Annotated in this window: 17 protein-coding genes; 9 read left to right on the forward strand and 8 right to left on the reverse strand. The window is 55.9% G+C overall.

The annotated features are described in order from the left end of the window. Positions 1-15: 15 nt before the first annotated feature. On the forward strand, positions 16-1,575 hold the full coding sequence (locus ACRY08_RS04065; RefSeq protein ID WP_432448572.1) for a phosphate ABC transporter substrate-binding/OmpA family protein: 1,560 nt from the start codon (positions 16-18) through the stop codon (positions 1,573-1,575). Between the two features lie 3 nt (positions 1,576-1,578). Here the strand turns inward: ACRY08_RS04065 and radC are convergent, their stop codons facing one another. The 3 genes from radC to dnaK all read right to left on the reverse strand — a co-directional run bounded on the left by radC (position 1,579) and on the right by dnaK (position 5,700). Beyond that, complete coding sequence (gene radC, locus ACRY08_RS04070; RefSeq protein WP_432448573.1) at positions 1,579-2,352, reverse strand: RadC family protein; 774 nt, start codon at positions 2,350-2,352, stop codon at positions 1,579-1,581. A gap of 221 nt (positions 2,353-2,573) precedes the next feature. Next, positions 2,574-3,719, reverse strand: a complete 1,146-nt coding sequence (gene dnaJ / locus ACRY08_RS04075; protein ID WP_432448574.1) for a molecular chaperone DnaJ — start codon at positions 3,717-3,719, stop codon at positions 2,574-2,576. A gap of 64 nt (positions 3,720-3,783) precedes the next feature. After that, positions 3,784-5,700 carry a molecular chaperone DnaK gene (dnaK, locus tag ACRY08_RS04080; protein WP_432448575.1) on the reverse strand — a complete coding sequence of 639 codons (1,917 nt, stop codon included), beginning with the start codon at positions 5,698-5,700 and terminating at the stop codon, positions 3,784-3,786. Positions 5,701-5,892: 192 nt separating this feature from the next. On the opposite strand from dnaK, the gene ACRY08_RS04085 reads away from it, so the two are divergent. Further along, on the forward strand, positions 5,893-6,513 hold the full coding sequence (locus tag ACRY08_RS04085) for an alpha-ketoglutarate-dependent dioxygenase AlkB family protein (RefSeq protein ID WP_432448576.1): 621 nt from the start codon (positions 5,893-5,895) through the stop codon (positions 6,511-6,513). 38 nt (positions 6,514-6,551) lie between these two features. Here the strand turns inward: ACRY08_RS04085 and ACRY08_RS04090 are convergent, their stop codons facing one another. Then, a complete protein-coding gene (locus tag ACRY08_RS04090) occupies positions 6,552-7,373 on the reverse strand; it encodes an ABC transporter permease (protein ID WP_432448577.1) in 822 nt (273 codons plus the stop codon). A gap of 129 nt (positions 7,374-7,502) precedes the next feature. Here ACRY08_RS04090 and cysQ point away from each other — a divergent pair, with 129 nt between their 5' ends. The 7 genes from cysQ (at position 7,503) to ACRY08_RS04125 (ending at position 16,029) form a co-directional block, all read left to right on the forward strand. Next, a complete protein-coding gene (gene cysQ, locus ACRY08_RS04095; protein ID WP_432448578.1) occupies positions 7,503-8,300 on the forward strand; it encodes a 3'(2'),5'-bisphosphate nucleotidase CysQ in 798 nt (265 codons plus the stop codon). Position 8,301: 1 nt separating this feature from the next. Then, positions 8,302-9,552, forward strand: a complete 1,251-nt coding sequence (locus ACRY08_RS04100; protein WP_432448579.1) for a glycosyltransferase family 2 protein — start codon at positions 8,302-8,304, stop codon at positions 9,550-9,552. Between the two features lie 104 nt (positions 9,553-9,656). Next, entirely contained in the window at positions 9,657-10,550 is an 894-nt protein-coding gene (galU, locus tag ACRY08_RS04105; RefSeq protein WP_432448580.1) for a UTP--glucose-1-phosphate uridylyltransferase GalU, read from the forward strand. A 63-nt stretch (positions 10,551-10,613) separates the two neighbouring features. After that, on the forward strand, positions 10,614-11,852 hold the full coding sequence (locus ACRY08_RS04110) for a glycosyltransferase family 4 protein (protein WP_432448581.1): 1,239 nt from the start codon (positions 10,614-10,616) through the stop codon (positions 11,850-11,852). Positions 11,853-11,899: 47 nt separating this feature from the next. Next, positions 11,900-12,910: a glycosyltransferase family 2 protein gene (locus tag ACRY08_RS04115; protein WP_432448582.1), complete on the forward strand. Its 1,011-nt coding sequence runs from the start codon at positions 11,900-11,902 to the stop codon at positions 12,908-12,910. After that, positions 12,907-14,604, forward strand: a complete 1,698-nt coding sequence (locus ACRY08_RS04120; protein WP_432448583.1) for a beta-1,6-N-acetylglucosaminyltransferase — start codon at positions 12,907-12,909, stop codon at positions 14,602-14,604. Before ACRY08_RS04115 ends, ACRY08_RS04120 begins: the two co-directional genes overlap by 4 nt. A 3-nt stretch (positions 14,605-14,607) precedes the next feature. Next, positions 14,608-16,029 (forward strand): sulfotransferase family 2 domain-containing protein, encoded by a 1,422-nt coding sequence (locus ACRY08_RS04125; protein ID WP_432448584.1) that lies wholly within the window; start codon positions 14,608-14,610, stop codon positions 16,027-16,029. A gap of 4 nt (positions 16,030-16,033) precedes the next feature. Here ACRY08_RS04125 and ACRY08_RS04130 read toward each other — a convergent pair whose 3' ends face one another. The 4 genes from ACRY08_RS04130 to ACRY08_RS04145 all read right to left on the reverse strand — a co-directional run bounded on the left by ACRY08_RS04130 (position 16,034) and on the right by ACRY08_RS04145 (position 18,596). Continuing rightward, on the reverse strand, positions 16,034-16,498 hold the full coding sequence (locus ACRY08_RS04130; RefSeq protein WP_432448845.1) for a PTS sugar transporter subunit IIA: 465 nt from the start codon (positions 16,496-16,498) through the stop codon (positions 16,034-16,036). Between the two features lie 34 nt (positions 16,499-16,532). Continuing rightward, positions 16,533-17,108 carry a ribosome hibernation-promoting factor, HPF/YfiA family gene (gene hpf / locus ACRY08_RS04135; RefSeq protein ID WP_432448585.1) on the reverse strand — a complete coding sequence of 192 codons (576 nt, stop codon included), beginning with the start codon at positions 17,106-17,108 and terminating at the stop codon, positions 16,533-16,535. A gap of 238 nt (positions 17,109-17,346) precedes the next feature. After that, complete coding sequence (gene lptB, locus ACRY08_RS04140) at positions 17,347-18,105, reverse strand: LPS export ABC transporter ATP-binding protein (protein ID WP_432448586.1); 759 nt, start codon at positions 18,103-18,105, stop codon at positions 17,347-17,349. Continuing rightward, positions 18,105-18,596 (reverse strand): LptA/OstA family protein, encoded by a 492-nt coding sequence (locus ACRY08_RS04145; RefSeq protein WP_432448846.1) that lies wholly within the window; start codon positions 18,594-18,596, stop codon positions 18,105-18,107. Before ACRY08_RS04145 ends, lptB begins: the two co-directional genes overlap by 1 nt.

An 18,596-nucleotide genomic window follows, 5' to 3' on the forward strand; every position in this document is an offset into this window, starting at 1 on the left:
GCTTGGGGTAACAGGATGAGTGTAGTCGGACGGATGGCAGCGGCCGCATTGGCGGCGCTCATCTGGGGGTTTCCAGCCTTGGCCGAGGACGTGACCCTCACGTCCCGCGACAAATCCATTGAGCTGACGGGCACGCTTCTGACCTTTGATGGCGAGTTCTATCGCGTTGACACGGAATACGGCATCCTGACGGTCGATGCATCCGGTGTCACATGTGACGGTCCGGGCTGTCCAAGCCTTGGGCCATATGTTGCAGAGCTGACCATTTCCGGTGCGCGCAACATGGGTGCGGTGTTGTTTCCGGCGTTGGTTGAGGGGTTTGCCTTGCGTCAGGGATACGCGCTGAAACGTGAAGAGCTGCGCGGCATCGGCACGCTTTATACTTTGCTCGAAGGCAATAACGGGCAGGAACTTGCCCGCGTCACTATCAAGCAATCCACCAGCTCAGAGGGCTTTGCAGACCTGCTTAGCCAAGAGGCAGATATGGTGCTGTCGATGCGTCAGGCATCGACCCGTGAACGCAGCATGGCGCGCGATGCAGGGTTGGGGGATTTGCGCATTGCACGACAAAGCCGTGTGATCGCCTTGGATGCGCTGGTGCCCATCGTGTCACCGGGCAACCCGGTTAGTCGCCTGTCCATTTCTCAGCTCGCCGCGATTTATGCCGGGAAGATCAAAAACTGGAAAGAGCTGGGTGGCGAAGACGCGCCGATCACGCCTTACATGATGGATATCGAGGAAGGCTTCAGCCCGGTTTTCATGCAGGATGTGATTTCTGCACAGGGTGTCTCTCTTTCAGACAAAGTGCTTTTCCACCCAACCAGCAGCGCACTTGCGGATGCGATTGCGCGCGATCCATTCGGGATTGCGATCACCACCTTTACGGAACGCGGAAATGGTGAAGTGGTCGAATTGTCAGGCGGGTGCGGGTTTTCGGTTCATGCGTCGCGTGCATCGATCAAGTCAGAAGATTATCCGCTGACCATGCCCATGTATCTCTACCTGCCAGAGCGGCGACTTCCCCTGATTGGGCGCGAGCTGCTTGACTATCTCCGCACTGAGAGCGCTCAGTTCGTCACGCGCCGCGCCCGTTTCGTGGATCAGGCCCTGACAGGACAGCCGCTGCGTGCGCAGGGTGATCGGTTCGCAAACGCGGTCACCGCCGCAGGATCCGAGATTGCGTTGGAGGACCTGAAGGGCATGGTCAGCGCACTCACGGGCAAAGAGCGACTGTCGATCAGTTTTCGGTTTGAAGGCGGCTCGACCCGGCTTGATGCGCCGTCACGATCAAATGTCGCTTTGCTGGCAGAAGCTTTGGAAAATGGACGGTTTGATGGCAAACGGTTGAGCTTCATTGGGTTTTCTGACGGGCAAGGTGATGCGGCGCAAAATTTGACACTGTCACGCAAACGCGCAATGCGTGTCAAAGATTTGGTGATGGGAGAGCTCGAGGCCTTCAACGCGGATCGCGTGACACTTCTGGTTGAAGGGTTTGGTGAAGCGATGCCAATGGCCTGTGACGACAGTGCGTGGGGGCGTGGCGTGAACCGTCGGGTCGAAATCTGGCTCGATTGACCTTCACAAATATCCCGCACTGCGAAAACTCAGCTCGGCCGATTTTCCAATGATAAGATGATCATGAAGAGTGATGTTTAACGCCTGCGCTGCATCGTTCACTTGGCTGGTCATCTGAATATCGCTTTCAGACGGCGTTGGGTCACCGGACGGGTGATTATGCACAAGGATAAGGGCCGAGGCGTTCAGCTCCAGCGCCCGCTTCACAACTTCACGTGGGTAAACCGGTACGTGGTCTACTGTACCTTTGGCTTGCTCTTCATCGGCAATCAGTACGTTCTTACGGTCCAGAAACAACACACGGAATTGTTCCGTGTCGCGATGCGCCATCGTGGTGTGGCAATAGTCCAGAACCGCATCCCAGCTTGAAATTACGTGGCGCTTGATCACCTTTGATCGCGCCATGCGATGCGCCGCGGCTTCGACGATCTTCAGGTCGGTGATCACGGTATCACCAATGCCCGGAACCGCGCGCAGTCTTTCCTTGGGCGCGGAGAGCACTCGATTGAAATCACCAAATGTCTCCAACAGTTCGCGTGCAATCGGTTTGACGTCACGACGCGGAATAGAGCGAAATAGTAACAGCTCGAGCAATTCATAGTCCGGCATGGCCTGTGCACCACCATCCATGAATCGCGCACGCAGGCGTTTGCGGTGATCCTTGATGTAAGACGGCAGTTTGCCGCCCTTCATCTGGATCGGAACGGCTGGCGCTTCCTCGCTGTCAAAGAGCGCCTGGGCCATCTCACCAAATTGGAATTGTCTGCTCTCGGTCATAAGACCAGACTGCCCAGAAACTGGTGAATGAATGGTTAACAGGCGTTAAAGTGTTTCGACTTATTGTTGAGGTACGACAATATGTCGAAACGCGCGGAACCTATTGATGTCGTGGGCGTTTCGAAATCAAGTTGTGATCGGGCTTAATCTCGAAACGCTTTAAGAAAGAACAATGGCCCGAGCTTTATAAGCCGGGCCATTGTTCGTTTCACGGTAGGGTGTCAGCCCTTCATGCTGTCCCAAAAGCTCTTCACCTTCGAGAAGAAATTAGAGCTTTCAGGATTGTTTTCTTCCGATAGTTTTTCAAACTCGCGCAGCAGTTCTTTCTGCTTCGAGGTTAGATTGACCGGGGTCTCAACGGCCAGTTCGATATACATATCGCCATTCGGGCCACCGCGCAGGCCGGGCATACCCTTCGCGCGCAAACGCATTTGACGACCGGACTGGCTGCCCGCCGGGATTTTAACCCGCGAACGGCCACCGTCGATGGTCGGGACTTCGATATCGCCACCCATTGCGGCGGCTGCCATCGAAACCGGGACGCGACAGTGAAGGTGGGTGCCTTCGCGGTCGAATATCTGGTGCTCGGCCACGTCGATGAAGATGTAAAGGTCACCCGAGGGTCCGCCCCGCATTCCAGCTTCGCCTTCACCGGCCAGACGAATACGCGTACCGGTTTCGACACCTGCCGGGATGTTCACCGCCAGCGAGCGTTCCTTTTCCTTGCGCCCGGCACCATGGCAAGACTTGCAGGGGTTTTGGATGATCTGGCCCGTGCCCTGGCAGGTCGGGCAGCTGCGTTCAACGGTAAAGAAACCTTGTTGCGCGCGGACCTTGCCCATGCCTGAACAGGTCGGACACATGGCTGGCTCGGCACCTGCTTCTGCCCCGGTTCCGTCGCATTCTTCGCATGCAACAGAGGTAGGTACGTTGATGGTTTTCTGCAGGCCTGAGAAAGCTTCTTCCAGCGTTACGCGCAGGTTATAGCGCAGGTCCGATCCGCGTTGTGCACGGGCACGTCCGCCACCGCGACCGCCGCCGCCCATGAAGTCGCCAAACAGATCGTCAAACACGTCTGAAAACGCGCTGGCGAAATCGCCTTGTCCGGGGTGTCCGCCACCGGGACGCCCGCCCATGCCACCTTCGAAGGCGGCGTGGCCAAACCGGTCATAGGCGGCTTTCTTTTCGGCATCCTTCAGCACGTCATAGGCTTCGTTCACTTCTTTGAACTGCGCCTCGGCGTTGGGATTGTCGGAATTGCGATCCGGATGAAGTTCCTTGGCCTTCTTGCGATAGGCTTTCTTCAGCTCATCTGCCGAAGCGCCCTTCGCGGCACCAAGGACCTCGTAATAATCACGTTTTGCCATGGGGTCTTCTCCCTTTGGGAGGGGGGCAGGGCAGCCATGCCGCCCCGCCTTTCACCTGATTGACTTAACGTTTGTTATCGTCAAGGTCTTCGAAATCGGCGTCAACGATGTCATCGTCCACAGCCGAAGGGCCATCAGCCTCTTCCGGGGCTTCACCCGCAGCTTCTTCCTGCTGCGACTTATAGATCGCCTCGCCCAGTTTCATGGCCGCTTCGGTCACGTTCTGGATGCCGCCTTTGATCTTGTCGGCACTGGCGTCGTCCTTGGCCAGATCGTCCTTCAGCGCGGCAATTGCCAGCTCGATGGCTTCGATCGTGGTCGGGTCGACCTTGTCGTTGTGCTCTTCCATCGACTTCTCGGTCGAATGGATCAGGCTTTCGGCCTGGTTGCGCGCTTCGACAAGTTCCTTGCGATCCTTGTCCGCTTCGGCGTTGGCTTCAGCGTCTTTCACCATTGCTTCGATGTCGTCATCTGACAGACCGCCCGAAGCTTGGATGGTGATTTTCTGCTCTTTGCCGGTGCCTTTGTCCTTGGCGCCCACTTCAACGATGCCGTTGGCGTCGATGTCGAAGGTCACCTCGATCTGAGGCATGCCGCGCGGTGCGGGCGGGATGTCTTCGAGGTTGAACTGGCCCAGGATCTTGTTGTCCGCAGCCATCTCACGCTCACCTTGGAACACGCGCAGGGTTACGGCGTTCTGGTTGTCTTCCGCGGTCGAGAAGATCTGCGACTTTTTCGTCGGGATCGTCGTGTTGCGGTCGATCAGGCGGGTGAACACGCCACCCAGCGTCTCGATGCCCAGCGACAGCGGGGTTACGTCCAGAAGAACAACGTCTTTCACGTCGCCCTGCAGAACGCCGGCCTGAATGGCGGCACCCATGGCAACCACTTCGTCCGGGTTCACACCCTTGTGCGGCTCTTTACCGAAGAACTTTGTGACCTCTTCGATCACTTTCGGCATGCGGGTCATACCGCCGACCAGAACTACCTCGTCGATGTCGCCGGTCGACAGACCAGCGTCTTTCAGAGCGGCCTGACAGGGCTTGATCGAACGCTTGATCAGGTCCGACACGAGGCTTTCCAGCTTGGCGCGGGTCAGCTTCATGACCATGTGCAGCGGTGCACCATCCGAACCCATCGAGATGAAGGGCTGGTTGATTTCGGTCTGCGAGGCAGACGACAGTTCGATCTTGGCTTTTTCAGCGGCTTCTTTCAGACGCTGCAGAGCCATCTTGTCTTTCGACAGATCAACCTGGTTTTCCTTTTTGAACTCATCAACCAGATACTGGACGATGCGCATGTCGAAGTCTTCACCACCAAGGAACGTGTCGCCGTTGGTCGATTTCACTTCGAACAACCCGTCGTCGATTTCCAGGATGGTCACGTCGAAGGTGCCACCACCAAGGTCGTAAACCGCGATGGTTTGGGTCTCTTCTTTGTCCAGACCGTAAGCCAGAGCAGCAGCGGTCGGTTCGTTGATGATGCGCAGCACTTCCAGACCGGCAATCTTGCCGGCGTCCTTGGTGGCCTGACGCTGTGCGTCGTTGAAATAGGCGGGCACGGTGATCACGGCCTGAGTGACTTCCTCACCCAGATAGCTTTCTGCCGTTTCTTTCATCTTGCCCAGAATGAAGGCCGAAATCTGCGAAGGCGAATATTTCTCACCAGCCGCCTCGACCCATGCGTCGCCATTGCCGCCGTCCACGATGGCGTAGGGAACCAGCTTCTTGTCTTTCTCGACAGCCGGGTCATTCATGTTGCGGCCAATCAGGCGCTTCACGGCGAAGACAGTGTTGTCGGGGTTGGTGACAGCCTGACGTTTGGCCGGCTGGCCCACCAGACGCTCTTCATCTTTGAAGGCGACGATCGAAGGCGTGGTACGTGCGCCTTCTGCGTTTTCAATGACTCGCGGCTGCGAGCCGTCCATGATGGCAACACACGAGTTTGTGGTGCCGAGGTCGATACCGATGACTTTGGCCATGCTCAAAATCCTCTCTTAGGCGATGTTGAAGGAACCGACCTTGCAAAGCATCGGCCCCTGATCCCAAATGTGACCGGTGCAGGTGTGCCTGCATCCGGTGTCGAGGCGTATATAAGTAGGCGAAATCGGGCCTGCAAGCCGTCCCGCACCCGGTAAGGGGCAAAAAAACGAGTCATTTTCAGGGTTTTGGTCATGTTTGCGCAAGACTTGGTGCCGCTCGATCTGGGTGGGGCGAAACTTTTCAAGGGGATGCTTGGTGCTGCGGCGCAAAGTGAACTGGTTGAGCAGGTGCGCGAAGTCGTTGCGCGCGCGCCACTGTTCCACCCTCAAACGGCGTCAGGGAAACAGATGTCCGTGCGTATGACGTCGTCTGGCCGCTTGGGTTGGGTGTCGGACCGCCGTGGCTATCGGTATGAGCCGCGCCACCCAGAGGGGACTGATTGGCCACCGATCCCGCCACTTGCTCTTGACGTGTGGCAAGCACTGTCAGGTGTGCCCCGTGACCCAGACAGCTGTCTGGTGAATTTCTATGCAGAAGGTGCGAAAATGGGGATGCACCAGGATCGAGACGAGGGCGATTTTTCGTGGCCGGTGATTTCGATCAGCCTTGGGGATGACGCGCTATTCAGAATTGGTGGTGTGGAACGAAAAGGCCCAACACAATCGCATTGGCTGACATCCGGCGACGTGTTGGTTTTGGGGGGGCCTGCACGTTTGGCCTATCACGGGGTGGACCGGATTAGATACGGGTCGTCTGCCTTGCTTAAATCATCCGGGAGGCTGAATCTAACCCTGCGCGCTGTTGATCAGTAGGTCTCAGCACTTTGCGAGATTGCGACAGGCCAGAAAGATCAACGCCGCGCATCCCAGCTGATCGAGGCGTGTTTGCGTGTATAGCTTTCCCCCATGAATCCGATCAGCGTGAAGGCCACCGAAACCAAAAGAGGATACATCCAGCTTGAGTGGTGAGGGTTGTAGTTGATGAAGGCAAAACCGCGCGCCTGGTCAATGATGTGAAACAGCGGGTTCCAGCTAAAGAAGACCAGCACATAAAAGGGCAATGTGTTGGCGACGAACATCTTGCCGGAGGCAATCATGTTCGCGCGCGTATAAACCGTTGAAGCAACGCTGGTGAACTGCGGAAACCACGGTTTCAGCGCCAGAAATATCAGGCCAAGTGACGCACCATTGAACCAGCCCAATAGCACCATCGAAAAGGTCGCGACCGGCTGATCAATTTCAACCGGCGTGACCGCCACATGATAGATGAACAGCACCACAAATACCGAAAACAGCTGGATATAGAGCGCCCCAAGAGCGGCCGAGATGATTGCGACAAAGGTGTTCATTGGCGCGTGTTGCATCATCGGGGATGCTGGACCCTCGGACCCGACCACAGCACCCAATGTCTTGGTATTGGTCATAAAGATGAAAATACCGGACATGATATAGACAAGGAAATCACCCCTCAGGGCGGACCCCCTCAGACCCAGAATGCCAAACATCACGTAAAATGTGGCGACCAGAACCATCACCTGGAACATATTGATCAGCAAGGCTGCAAAGGCATTGGCATGCGTCTTGCGCACGCTGCGCGCGGTCGCATGGTAGATGACTTGCATCATCATGAAAGCGGCAACCAGCTTTGACTGGCGTTGCTGAATCTCGAACATAAGGCTGCCTTTCGCCCGGTACGTGCTCTTTTTCGCAGGGAATTCTTGCTGTTCCTTTACCCAAATACCATAAGAGGGCTGCAAAATGTTATCAACAGGGTGAAAACCCGCTGTTTTAGGAGTGAGCCGTTGGATTTCGATCGTTTGGAAAGCGTGATGCGCAAACTGGCACTGGAAGCCGGAGATGTGATCATGGAAATCTACAATTCAGATGATTTCGATGTGCGCGCCAAGTCCGATGACAGCCCGGTGACCGCGGCAGACGAGGCAGCGGATGCGTTGATATCCAAAGGTCTGCGTGCCGTTTTCCCGGACGTGCTTCTGGTTACGGAAGAACAGGCTGACAGCCACAGTGAACAGGCCCGCGAATTTCTGATTGTTGACCCTCTGGACGGCACAAAGGAGTTCATCCATCGGCGCGGTGATTTCACGGTGAACATTGCCTATGTGGTCGATGGCACGCCGATCCGCGGCGTGGTTTATGCGCCTGCCAAAGGCCGCATGTTCTTTACCCGCGCTGGTGGCGAAAGCGTCGAGGAACAGGGCCCCTTTGATAAGGACGCCGTGGGTGCGTTGTCGCCGATCAAGGTTTCGACCCCTGACAATGATGCGCTGTTCATTGTGGCGTCCAAGTCGCACCGTGATCAGGCGACCGAAGACTACATCAACAAATATAGCGTCAAGGACAGCAAGTCCGCAGGCAGCTCGTTGAAGTTCTGTCTCGTCGCCACAGGGGAAGCTGACCTTTACCCGCGCGTGGGCCGGACCATGGAATGGGATACTGCTGCCGGCCATGCGGTCTTGAAAGGCGCGGGGGGCGACGTGGTGCGCTTTGACGATCACTCGCCGTTGACCTATGGCAAACCGATCTATGAAAACCCGTTCTTCATTGCCTATGCACCGGGCGTGGATCTGAAGAAAGCCTGATATGTCTGCCCTTGCCGCCCCTGTCAGCGTCATTGTCGTCAGCCGGGGGCGCCCTGCGCTATTGGGGCGATGCCTGCAGGGGCTTTCGCAGTTGTTCTACCCGTCTGTCGAAGTGATTGTCGTCGCGGATCCGGATGGCATCCGGGTGGCAGAGGCCTCGGGGTTGCCTTTGAAACTGGTGCCATTTGATGAAGCCAATATTTCGAAGGCGCGCAATTTGGGGCTGGCGCATGCGGCGGGCACGTTTGTTGCTTTCATCGATGATGATGCGGTGGCCGAACCCAGCTGGCTCAATCACCTGATCCCCCCCTTTGACGATCCGAATGTCGAGGCAACAGGGGGCTATGTGCGTGGGCGCAATGGGATTAGCCTTCAGTGGTCTGCGCAGTGGGTTGACCGGATGGGCCAGTCCCATCCTTTGGACATGACAGGCGATGTGCCCGAGCTGTTTCGTGGCCGAAAGGACATGGGCATCCGGACCGAGGGCACGAATTGCGCTTTTCGCCGCGACACTCTGTGTCGCATGGGGGGGTTCGACCCTGCCTATGCGTTTTTTCTGGATGAAACCGATGTGAATATGCGGCTGGGCGCACGCGGGGTGTCGACGGTTCTGGTGCCATTGGCCCAGGTGCATCACGGCTATGCTGAAAACGCGGTACGCACGGCAAGTCGCGCACCAACGGACCTGACGCAGATCGGGTCAAGCTCCGCTGTTTTTGCACGCAAACACGCGCCAGATGGCGCGGATGAGCCGGCGCGCGTGATCTGTCGCGATGCTCAGCGCCGGCGCCTTTTGCAACACATGGTGGAGGGGCGGTTGGAGCCGGGGCAGATCGCAACATTGCTGGGCGGGTTCGATGCTGGCTGGGCGTATGGGATAGAACGAGAATTAACGCCCCCAGTCCCCATTGAGCATGCGAAAGCTCCATTTAAGAGCATTTCGGCTAGCACGCGCGGGGCGCGGCTATTGTCGGGTCGTATATGGCAAGCCAAGCAGCTACGGGACAAGGCGCTGAAATTGCGAGAAAAAGGCCATGTGGTCACATTGATCCTCCTGTCGCCCAGCGCCCTTCCGATGCGTGAAGCATTTACCGAAGACGGTATTTGGGAGCGGTCGGGTGGGATATTTGGTCGCACCGATCGGCAAAATCGCATCGTTCAACTGAGCAGTTTCGGAAAACGCATTGCCAACGAAGTGAAAATTCTTGAGAAGCTGGGCCGATTGGATCAAAATCAAGAACAAACGCCATGATCTTGCCCGATTTGTCCGGTAATGAGGACACGAGTCATGTCTGATCAAGGCGCAATGTGAATATTCGGGCGCGAACCTGAATTTGTAGAAGAGGTAGAGTAACAATGAAGCGCAAGGTCACCAAAGCGATTTTCCCCGTCGCCGGCCTGGGAACGCGGTTTCTTCCCGCGACCAAATCTATTCCGAAAGAGATCATGACGCTGGTTGATCGTCCGCTGATCCAATACGCAATTGACGAGGCACGTGCGGCCGGCATCAAGGAGTTCATTTTTGTCACCTCGCGCGGTAAAGGCGCGCTTGAGGACTATTTTGACAACTCACCTGTGTTGGAGCAGGAGTTGCGCAAAAAGGGTAAAGACGAGCTTCTGGAAGTGCTCAAGGATACCAATATGGAATCCGGGGCCATCGCCTATATGCGTCAGCACAAAGCGCTGGGACTTGGGCATGCCGTTTGGTGCGCGCGCCGTTTGATTGCCAATGAACCGTTTGCCGTAATCCTGCCCGATGACGTCATCGCCGCGGAAAAGCCCTGCTTGCAGCAGATGGTGGAAGCCTATGAAGATACCGGCGGTTGTATGGTCGCCGCGATGGAAGTCCCACCTGAAAAAGCCAGCGCCTACGGTGTGTTGGATGTTCAGGAAGACATGGGTACGATGGTGCGTGCCAAAGGTATGGTTGAAAAACCTGATGTTGATGAGGCGCCATCTAATCTGGCCGTGATTGGCCGCTATATCCTGACCCCCGATGTCCTGCGCAGCCTCAACAAGATCAAAAGCGGTGCTGGCGGTGAAATTCAGCTGACGGATGCCATCGCAGAAGAGATCCAACAGGATCGTGGCGTCTATGGGTATCGGTTCCGCGGTCAACGTTTCGACTGTGGTTCGAAGGCTGGTTTCCTGCAGGCCACTGTGGCCTTTGGCATGGCCCGTCCCGAACTGCGCGAGGAGTTTACCGGGTATCTCCATGACCTCGTTGCCCAGCAAAAAGCAGCAGAATAATAGTGTTATGACGATGCCTGTCTACCGGGCGGGCGTCGTCATCCCTTTGCCCATGATATCTTCATGAGCGACTCATCCAACCTACCGTCCTTCTGTCTTGATCTCAGCCGCCTGGCATCGCGCGTCGGTCGTGGGCCCTGGACCGGTGTGGATCGGGTGGAGGCTGCCTATCTTGATTATTTGCTTGGTCAGCATGCGCCTCTCTTCGGCTTGGTGCGTACTGCGCTGGGCTTCGTGCTGTTGGATCGTACCGGGGTCGAGGCGCTGGCAGCGCGATTTCATGGCCGCCTGCCTTGGGGCGCGCCGGATCTGCTGTCGAGCATTTTCCTGAAAGCTTCGCCCGCCAGACGCGCGGTGGACAGTGATTTGCGTCGGATTTGCATTGCCCGATCTGGGCGCGGCGGGTTGGGGCGCATGCTGGCGCGTCATTTGCCCGCTGGATGTCGATACCTGAATGTCGGCCATGCAAACCTGAAACTACATGTTTTTGAGGCGCTCGCGCGCGTCCCCGGCATTTCGCGCGAAGTTCTGGTGCATGACGTGATACCGCTTGATCACCCTGAAATGCAGCGTGACGATACGGTTGAAAGCTTTGCAGCGCGTATGCGCGTGGTGTCGAAACATGCGGACCGCGTGATTTACAATTCGCGCACAAGCCAGCGGACAGCAGAAGCGCATTTTCAGGAATTTGGGCGTGTTCCGCCTTCGATTGTGGCCCATCTTGGTTTTGATATTCCAGAAGCCACAGCGCAGGACCTGCCGGGGGCGATAGACCCTACCCGACCGTTTTTCGTGACGATTGGTACAATTGAGCCACGCAAGAACCACACGCTTTTGCTGGATATTTGGGAACAGATCAGCACCGACACCCCCGCGGATACCTGCCCGCAACTGGTGATTATTGGCCAGCGCGGCTGGAAGAATGAAGACCTGTTTGCACGATTGGATGCCCGCCCCGCCAATGTAATTGAGCTTTCGGGATTGGATGATGCAGAGATGGTGACCTGTCTTGCACGTGCGCGGGCATTGTTGTTTCCCTCATTTGCTGAGGGATTTGGCCTTCCTCCGTTGGAAGCAGCCGCGCTGGGCGTGCCTGTGATTGTTCACGATTTGGATGTTTACCGGGAGTTTCTTGGAAATTATCCCATTTACGTAAACGTTTGCGACATATATCTTTGGCAAAAAAGAATAATGGACTTGGCATTGAAGCCCGGGACAGACAAGACGCCAGAACGCCAACACGCCTCGATGCATCCTGAGCTGCCCACATGGGGTGCTCATTTCAACAAGGTTCTGGCGTGATCGGGGTCCTCTGCGGTGGACTTCAAACCATATGAGAAGGGGCAAGATTGGGCGCAGTACGATCATATCGCCTGAGATTGCAGCGCAAGCGTTGGCGAATTCGTGCCCTGAGAAAGCGGCGCGAGCTAACTTCTGTTGCCGATCGCACCAGTCAGATTCGACCCGGCCATATTCTGTCCTTTTCGACCCTGCGAAACGAACGGGTCCGGCTACCTTACTTTCTGTCCTATTATCGCGACATGGGCGTGAATCACTTCCTGATCGTTGACAACGGGTCTGATGATGGATCGCGCGAATACCTTGCCGAGCAAGAGGACGTGTCGCTTTGGTCATCGCAAGCCAGCTATAAACGTGCCCGGTTCGGGGTGGATTGGCTGAATTGGCTGCAACGAAAATATGCGCATGGGCATTGGTGTCTTGTGGTCGATCCCGACGAATTTCTGGTCTATCCGTTCTGTGACACTCGGTCGCTTAAGGCGCTGACGGACTGGCTCGACGCAAGTTCGATCAAAAGCTTTGGCGCCATGCTTTTGGATATGTATCCCAAGGGCTCGATGGATGCGCAGCCCTACCTGGAAGGTCAGGACCCGATGGAGATTGCCAGCTGGTTCGACAGCGGCAATTACATGATCCAGAAAAATAGCTTGTTTGGAAACTTGTGGATACAAGGCGGCCCGCGCGCGCGGGCCTTCTTCCCGGACAAGCCCGAACGCGCCCCTGCTCTGAACAAGATCCCGCTGGTTAAGTGGGACCGCAGCTACACCTATGTCAGCTCGACCCATATGTTGCTCCCGCGCGGGTTGAACCTTGTCTATGATGAATGGGGCGGCGAAAAAGCGTCTGGATGCCTTTTGCACGCCAAGTTTCTGGACACATTCAGCGAAAAGTCAGCCGAAGAGCTGCAGCGCGGTCAGCACTATGCCAATAGCCATGAATACCGCGCCTATAACAAGCTGATGAAAGAAGATCCCGACCTCTGGTGCAAATGGAGCGAGAAATACATCAACTGGCGCCAGTTGGAGATTCTGGGTCTTATGTCTAAGGGAAACTGGGCATGAGCTTGGGTGTCGTCATGCTTGTCCACGATGCGCTCGGCCGGGCCGAAGAACTGGCACGGCATTGGGCGACGCATGGGTGCCCGGTGGTGGTGCATGTGGACAAACGCGTAAAGCGGGACGCCTATGCGCGTTTCGTGAATGCACTGAGTGATCTGGACAACGTCAAGTTTTCGAAACGGCACCGATGTGAATGGGGGACATGGTCCCTTGTCGCGGCCAGCCAGACGGCGTCAAAGCTGATGTTGAAAAGCTTTGCCGATGTACGCCATGTGCTGCTGGCTTCGGGCAGTTGCCTGCCTTTGCGCCCCGTGGCTGAAATGGTCGCCTATCTTGAAGAACGTCCGCAGACAAACTTCATCGAAAGCGCCACAACCGAAGATGTTCCATGGACTGTTGGTGGCCTGGATGCGGAACGGTTCACCTTGCGGTTTCCGTTTTCGTGGAAACGGCATCGTCGGTTGTTTGATGGCTATGTGCGGCTTCAACGCCGTGCCGGTTTCAAACGCAAGATACCCTCGGGCTTGGTGCCGCACTTGGGCAGCCAGTGGTGGTGCCTGACGCGCCAAACCCTGTCGGCCGTTTTGGAAGACCCCGAGCGCGAAACCTATGATCGCTATTTCAAACGCGTCTGGATTCCGGACGAGAGTTACTATCAGACATTGGTCAGGCTCTATTCGACCAATATTGAAAGCCGGTCACTGACCCTGTCCAAGTTCGATTTTCAGGGCAAACCACATATCTTCTACGATGACCACTTGCAGCTTCTGCGTCGGTCAGACTGTTTCGTGGCGCGTAAGATATGGCCTCACGCCAACAAGCTATACAGCAGCTTCCTGTCCGAAGATGCGTCGATCATGACAGGTGCTGAACCCAATCCGGGCAAGATCGATCGCATTTTCTCGAAGGCGGTAGAGCGCCGCACCAAGGGGCGGCCCGGCCTTGTTATGCAAAGCCGGTTTCCCAATGACGGCTGGGAGAACGGCACAACCGCTGCGCCATACTCTGTATTCGAGGGGTTTAACGAGCTTTTCGAAGACTTCGAACCGTGGCTGGCGCGCGCCGTGGGTGCCCGCGTGCATGGAAATCTCTTTTCCGCTGAAAAGGTCCAGTTCGCCGGGAACGAGACAGAGTTTTTTGGCGCGATGAGCTCGTCCGCGGCTGTGCGTGACTATAACCCGCAAGCTTTTTTGACCAATCTGATCTGGAACACGCGCGGGGAACGCCAGTGTTTTCAGTTTGGCCCGATGGATTCACAGGATGTCACCTGGACGCTTGCCAAGGATCCCAATGCGCAGATCTCTGTTGTAACCGGGGCATGGGCCTTGCCGCTGTTCAGGTCGAACCTGAACTTCTCGGATATTCGCCGCGAGGCTGCACGGCTTCAGAAAATCGAAAGCGATCATATTGATGTGCTGCGTTCCGGTTATGCGCGTGCACGCATCCGCATCTGGACGCTAGCCGATTTTGTGGCAAACCCGATGGAGCCGTTGCAAACTGTTATCGACGAGATTGGTTCACGCGGGTCTACTCGCCTGACAGAAGCGCCCCGCATGGTGTCTTTGGACGGATTTGGTCAGTTCCTGCAAAACCTGAAAAATCAGGGTATGCACCCATATCTTATGGGTGATTTCACCGTCGGGCAGGACCCTGGACCCACCGCTCGCTCTGAACGAAAACCCTATCTGGTAAAGTGATATATGACGCGTAAATTTGACTGTTTCATCATTTTCGCAGAGATGCGGACGGGTTCGAACTTCCTGGAAAGCAACCTTGATCAGTTCCCCGGGCTGAAATGCTATGGGGAGGCATTCAACCCCTATTTCATGATGTCACCCAAGATGAAGGAGCTTTTTGGGGTGACCGTCGCCATGCGTGACGCTGATCCGTTGCGCCTGATCGAGAAGATGAAAGAACATGCGCCGGGCATGCCGGGCTTTCGGTTCTTTCATGACCACGACCCGCGTGTTTTTGATGCCATGATTGAAGACCCGCGCTGTGCCAAAGTGGTTCTGACTCGCAATCTTCTGGACGCTTATGTGTCCCGCAAAATCGCGTGGGAAACTGACCAGTGGCAGCTGAATGATGTGAAACATGTGATCAAGAAGCAGGCCCGCTTCGTTCCGGAAGAATTCGAAAAGCTGTTCTATCGCATGAAAGCGTTTCAGCTGAAGGTTAAGGATCGGCTTCAGAAGTCCGGGCAGACGGCGTTTTATATCGACTATGAAGATGCGCAGGATATCGGGGTGGTAAATGGTCTCGCCAAATTTTTGGGCGAGACAACCGAAATCACCGAGTTCGCTGGGACGTTCAAGAAACAGAACCCCGAACCGGTCTCTGAGAAGGTGGTCAACTACGACGTGCTGCAGGAAACGGTGGCAAAGGTGGACACGTTTGATCTGCATCGTATTCCGAATTTCGAACCGTCCCGCCCGCCTGCAGTGACCACGTATTTTGCCTCAGAGGCGTTGCCATTGGTCTTTATTCCGATGAAAGGCGCCCCGCGAGAAGCCGTGTTGGACTGGATGCAGGGTTTTGGCGATCTGCGTGCAGACTTCACCCAGAAGACGTTGCGCCAATGGAAGAACCAGAACAAAGGCCATCGCAGCTTTACCGTTCTGCGCCATCCCGTGGCGCGGCTTCACGCGGCCTTCTGCCGATATCTGGTTTCGCATGGACCGGATACGTATTGGGAGGTGAAACACGCGCTGCGCAACAGCTATGGCGTGTCCCTGCCAGAGGAAGAGCCCGGATCAGACTGGGATCGTCAGGCGCATCGCGAAGCGTTCATGCAGTTCATCGAGTTTGTCGGCAAGAACCTGCAGGGGCGAACCGGCATCCGCATCGATGCGTCCTGGGCCACGCAATCAGCCATGGTTCAGGCGTTTGCAAATTTTGCCTCGCCGGATCACATTCTGCGCGAAGATCAGCTTGAAATGGGGCTTAAAAATCTGCTGGCCGAACTGGGTGAAGAGAGCCAGGAGGTGGCGCTTGGTCACGATCCAGAAGACATCCCATTCACATTGAGCGAGATTTATTCGGACGAGATCGAGAAAGCCGTACGCAAGCTTTACCAGCGCGACTACATGATGTTTGGGTTCAAACCGTGGAAAGCCGCCTGATCGCTTAGGCGGCTTTGTTCGACAGGCTGTCTGTCAAAAGCGCGTGCAGCGTCACGGAATCGCTGTTGGCGCGCAGTTTTGTGCAGATGGACGTATCGCGCATCGTGCGCGATACCAATGCCAGTGCCTTTAAGTGATCAACACCCGACCCTTCGGGGGCAAACAAAGCAAAAACAAGATCAACAGGCTGACGATCCACAGATGAAAAGTCAAAGGGCTTTTCGATGCGGATAAAGCAGCCAACCACACTGTCCAGACCTTCAAGGCGGGCATGCGGCAGAGCAACCCCATGTCCCACGCCTGTCGGGCCCAGAGACTCGCGTTGCTGCAGGGCATCAAATGCCAGGCCGCTGTCCAAGCCGTAGCAGTCCTGAACCATGTCCCCAAGATCCTGAAACAGGCGTTTCTTGGAGGACACGGTGGACATCACCTTGACGGCCGAGGGCGTGAGGATGTTCGAAAGTTCCATCATCAACCTTGTTCCCGCCCGCCAAGGCGGGGTTTTATGCTTCGCTAGCAGGGTCAATCCAGCCCACATTGCCGTCGTCGCGGCGGTAGACCACATTCATCCCCTGTGTTTTCTCATTACGGAAAACCAGAACCGGGGCATGTGCCAGCTCCATCTGCATGACCGCTTCACCCACGGACAGGGACGGGATACGCGTCTCCATCTCGGCGATGATCATCGGCTGCAAAGTTGCGGCTTCTGCCTCTTCTGGGCCTTCCTCTGCTGCGAGGATATACGAGGCTCCTTCGAAAACTTCAACCGGGTCTACGCGGTCGCGGTGATGATCTTTCAACCGACGCTTGTAGCGGCGCAGTTGTTTCTCCATTTTTTCGGCACATTGATCAAAAGCAGCATAGATTTCAGTTGCATGCCCCTTTGCCTGAGCGGTCAGGCCAGTAGAGAGGTGAACGACAGTTTCGCATACGAATTCATGCGCATTTTTTGAGAACACCACCTGAGCATCGGTCGGGCGTTCGGCATATTTCTGAACGATGCCGCCCAGTTCTTCTTTCACGTGAACCTGAAGAGCTTCACCAATGTCGATCTGTTTGCCACTGATTTGATATTGCATTCTACCTCCTATGGTATTTGCAGGCCTCAAGATATCGCGCCCGGGGGGCCACGATGAATTTCGTTTTTAGTTCTGATAGTTATGAGTGGTTTGCAGAAGGCCAATCGCCCAAATATTTCGGGGCGTTTCCTTGTGCGGACCCCTTCAGGGGCACGGCACGAACGAAGTGTCGCGTGTTCATGCATCCCCTTCATTTGGCGATGCGCGCGCGGCATTGTCAACCACAAGGCTGCATTTTTCAGGTGATCGAGAAGTTTTGTCCCAGATAAACGCGACGCACATTTTCGTCCCGTATCACTTCATCCGTGGTGCCGCTCATCAGCACATGTCCGTCATGCAGAATATAGGCGCGGTCCACAATTTCGAGAGTCTCGCGTACATTGTGGTCGGTAATCAGAACGCCGATTCCGCGATCCTTGAGGTCATGAACCAAGGTGCGAATCTCTCCAACAGCAATCGGGTCAACACCGGCGAAAGGCTCGTCAAGCAACAGATACTTGGGATTCGACGCCAAAAGCCGCGCAATTTCCACGCGTCGACGTTCACCGCCTGACAGAGCCAAGGCAGGTGTGCGCCGCAGGTGGCTGATCGAAAACTCGTTTAGCAGCTCTTCCAGCCGCTCGCGCCGTTTGTGCCGGTCTTTGGTCGAAATCTCGAGGATCGACAGAATGTTGTCTTCGACCGACATGCCGCGAAAGATCGACATTTCTTGCGGCAAATACCCGATGCCGAATTTGGCGCGACGATACATTGGCAAAAGCGTCACATCACGGCCGTCGATCAGAACCTGACCAGCCTCTGGCGTGACCAGTCCGGCGATGGAATAGAAGGTGGTGCTTTTCCCACAGCCATTTGGCCCTAAAAGAGCAACCACTTCGCCACGATGAAGTTCAAGGTTCACTTCCCGGATCACAGGTTTCTTGCGGTAGCTTTTCCGCAAACCGATGATGTGCAGCCCGGCATCACCATCTTCTACAGTCAGGGTCGGAGCAGCCATCAGTTACGCCCTGTCTGGATGATTGTTTTCACCCGCCCGTCCATCTGCCCGGTGCCGGTCGTGAGATTCACTGTAAGCGTGTCTGAGGAGAGCGCGTTTTGTCCCTGTGTCAGGATAACACCGCCTGACATGATAACGGTTCCGGATTTGATCGTGTAGACCGCCTCACGCGCTTCCGCCGCCTCTGCGCCATTGACCAACGTCACGCCATTTGTTGCGTGAAGGCGCGAGATCTCGCCTGTTGCATCTGGCCCGGACGCATATTCAACCCGCACTTTTCCAGCTGCCAGGCGCATTTCGCCTTGGCCAATCAGAACATTGCCAGTGAAGGTCGCAGACCCATCTGCCTGATCAACGGAAAGCGCATCGGCCGTGATTTCGACCGGCAGGGAACTGTCATGTTTCAAACCGCCAAAGGAAATTTGGGCCTGCGCATGTGCAAACATGGGCAGGGTCGCTGCAAGCACGAGCGTATAGAAGAAACGACGCAT

The organism is Aliiroseovarius marinus (genome assembly GCF_050881025.1).
Lineage (GTDB): Bacteria > Pseudomonadota > Alphaproteobacteria > Rhodobacterales > Rhodobacteraceae > Aliiroseovarius > Aliiroseovarius marinus_A.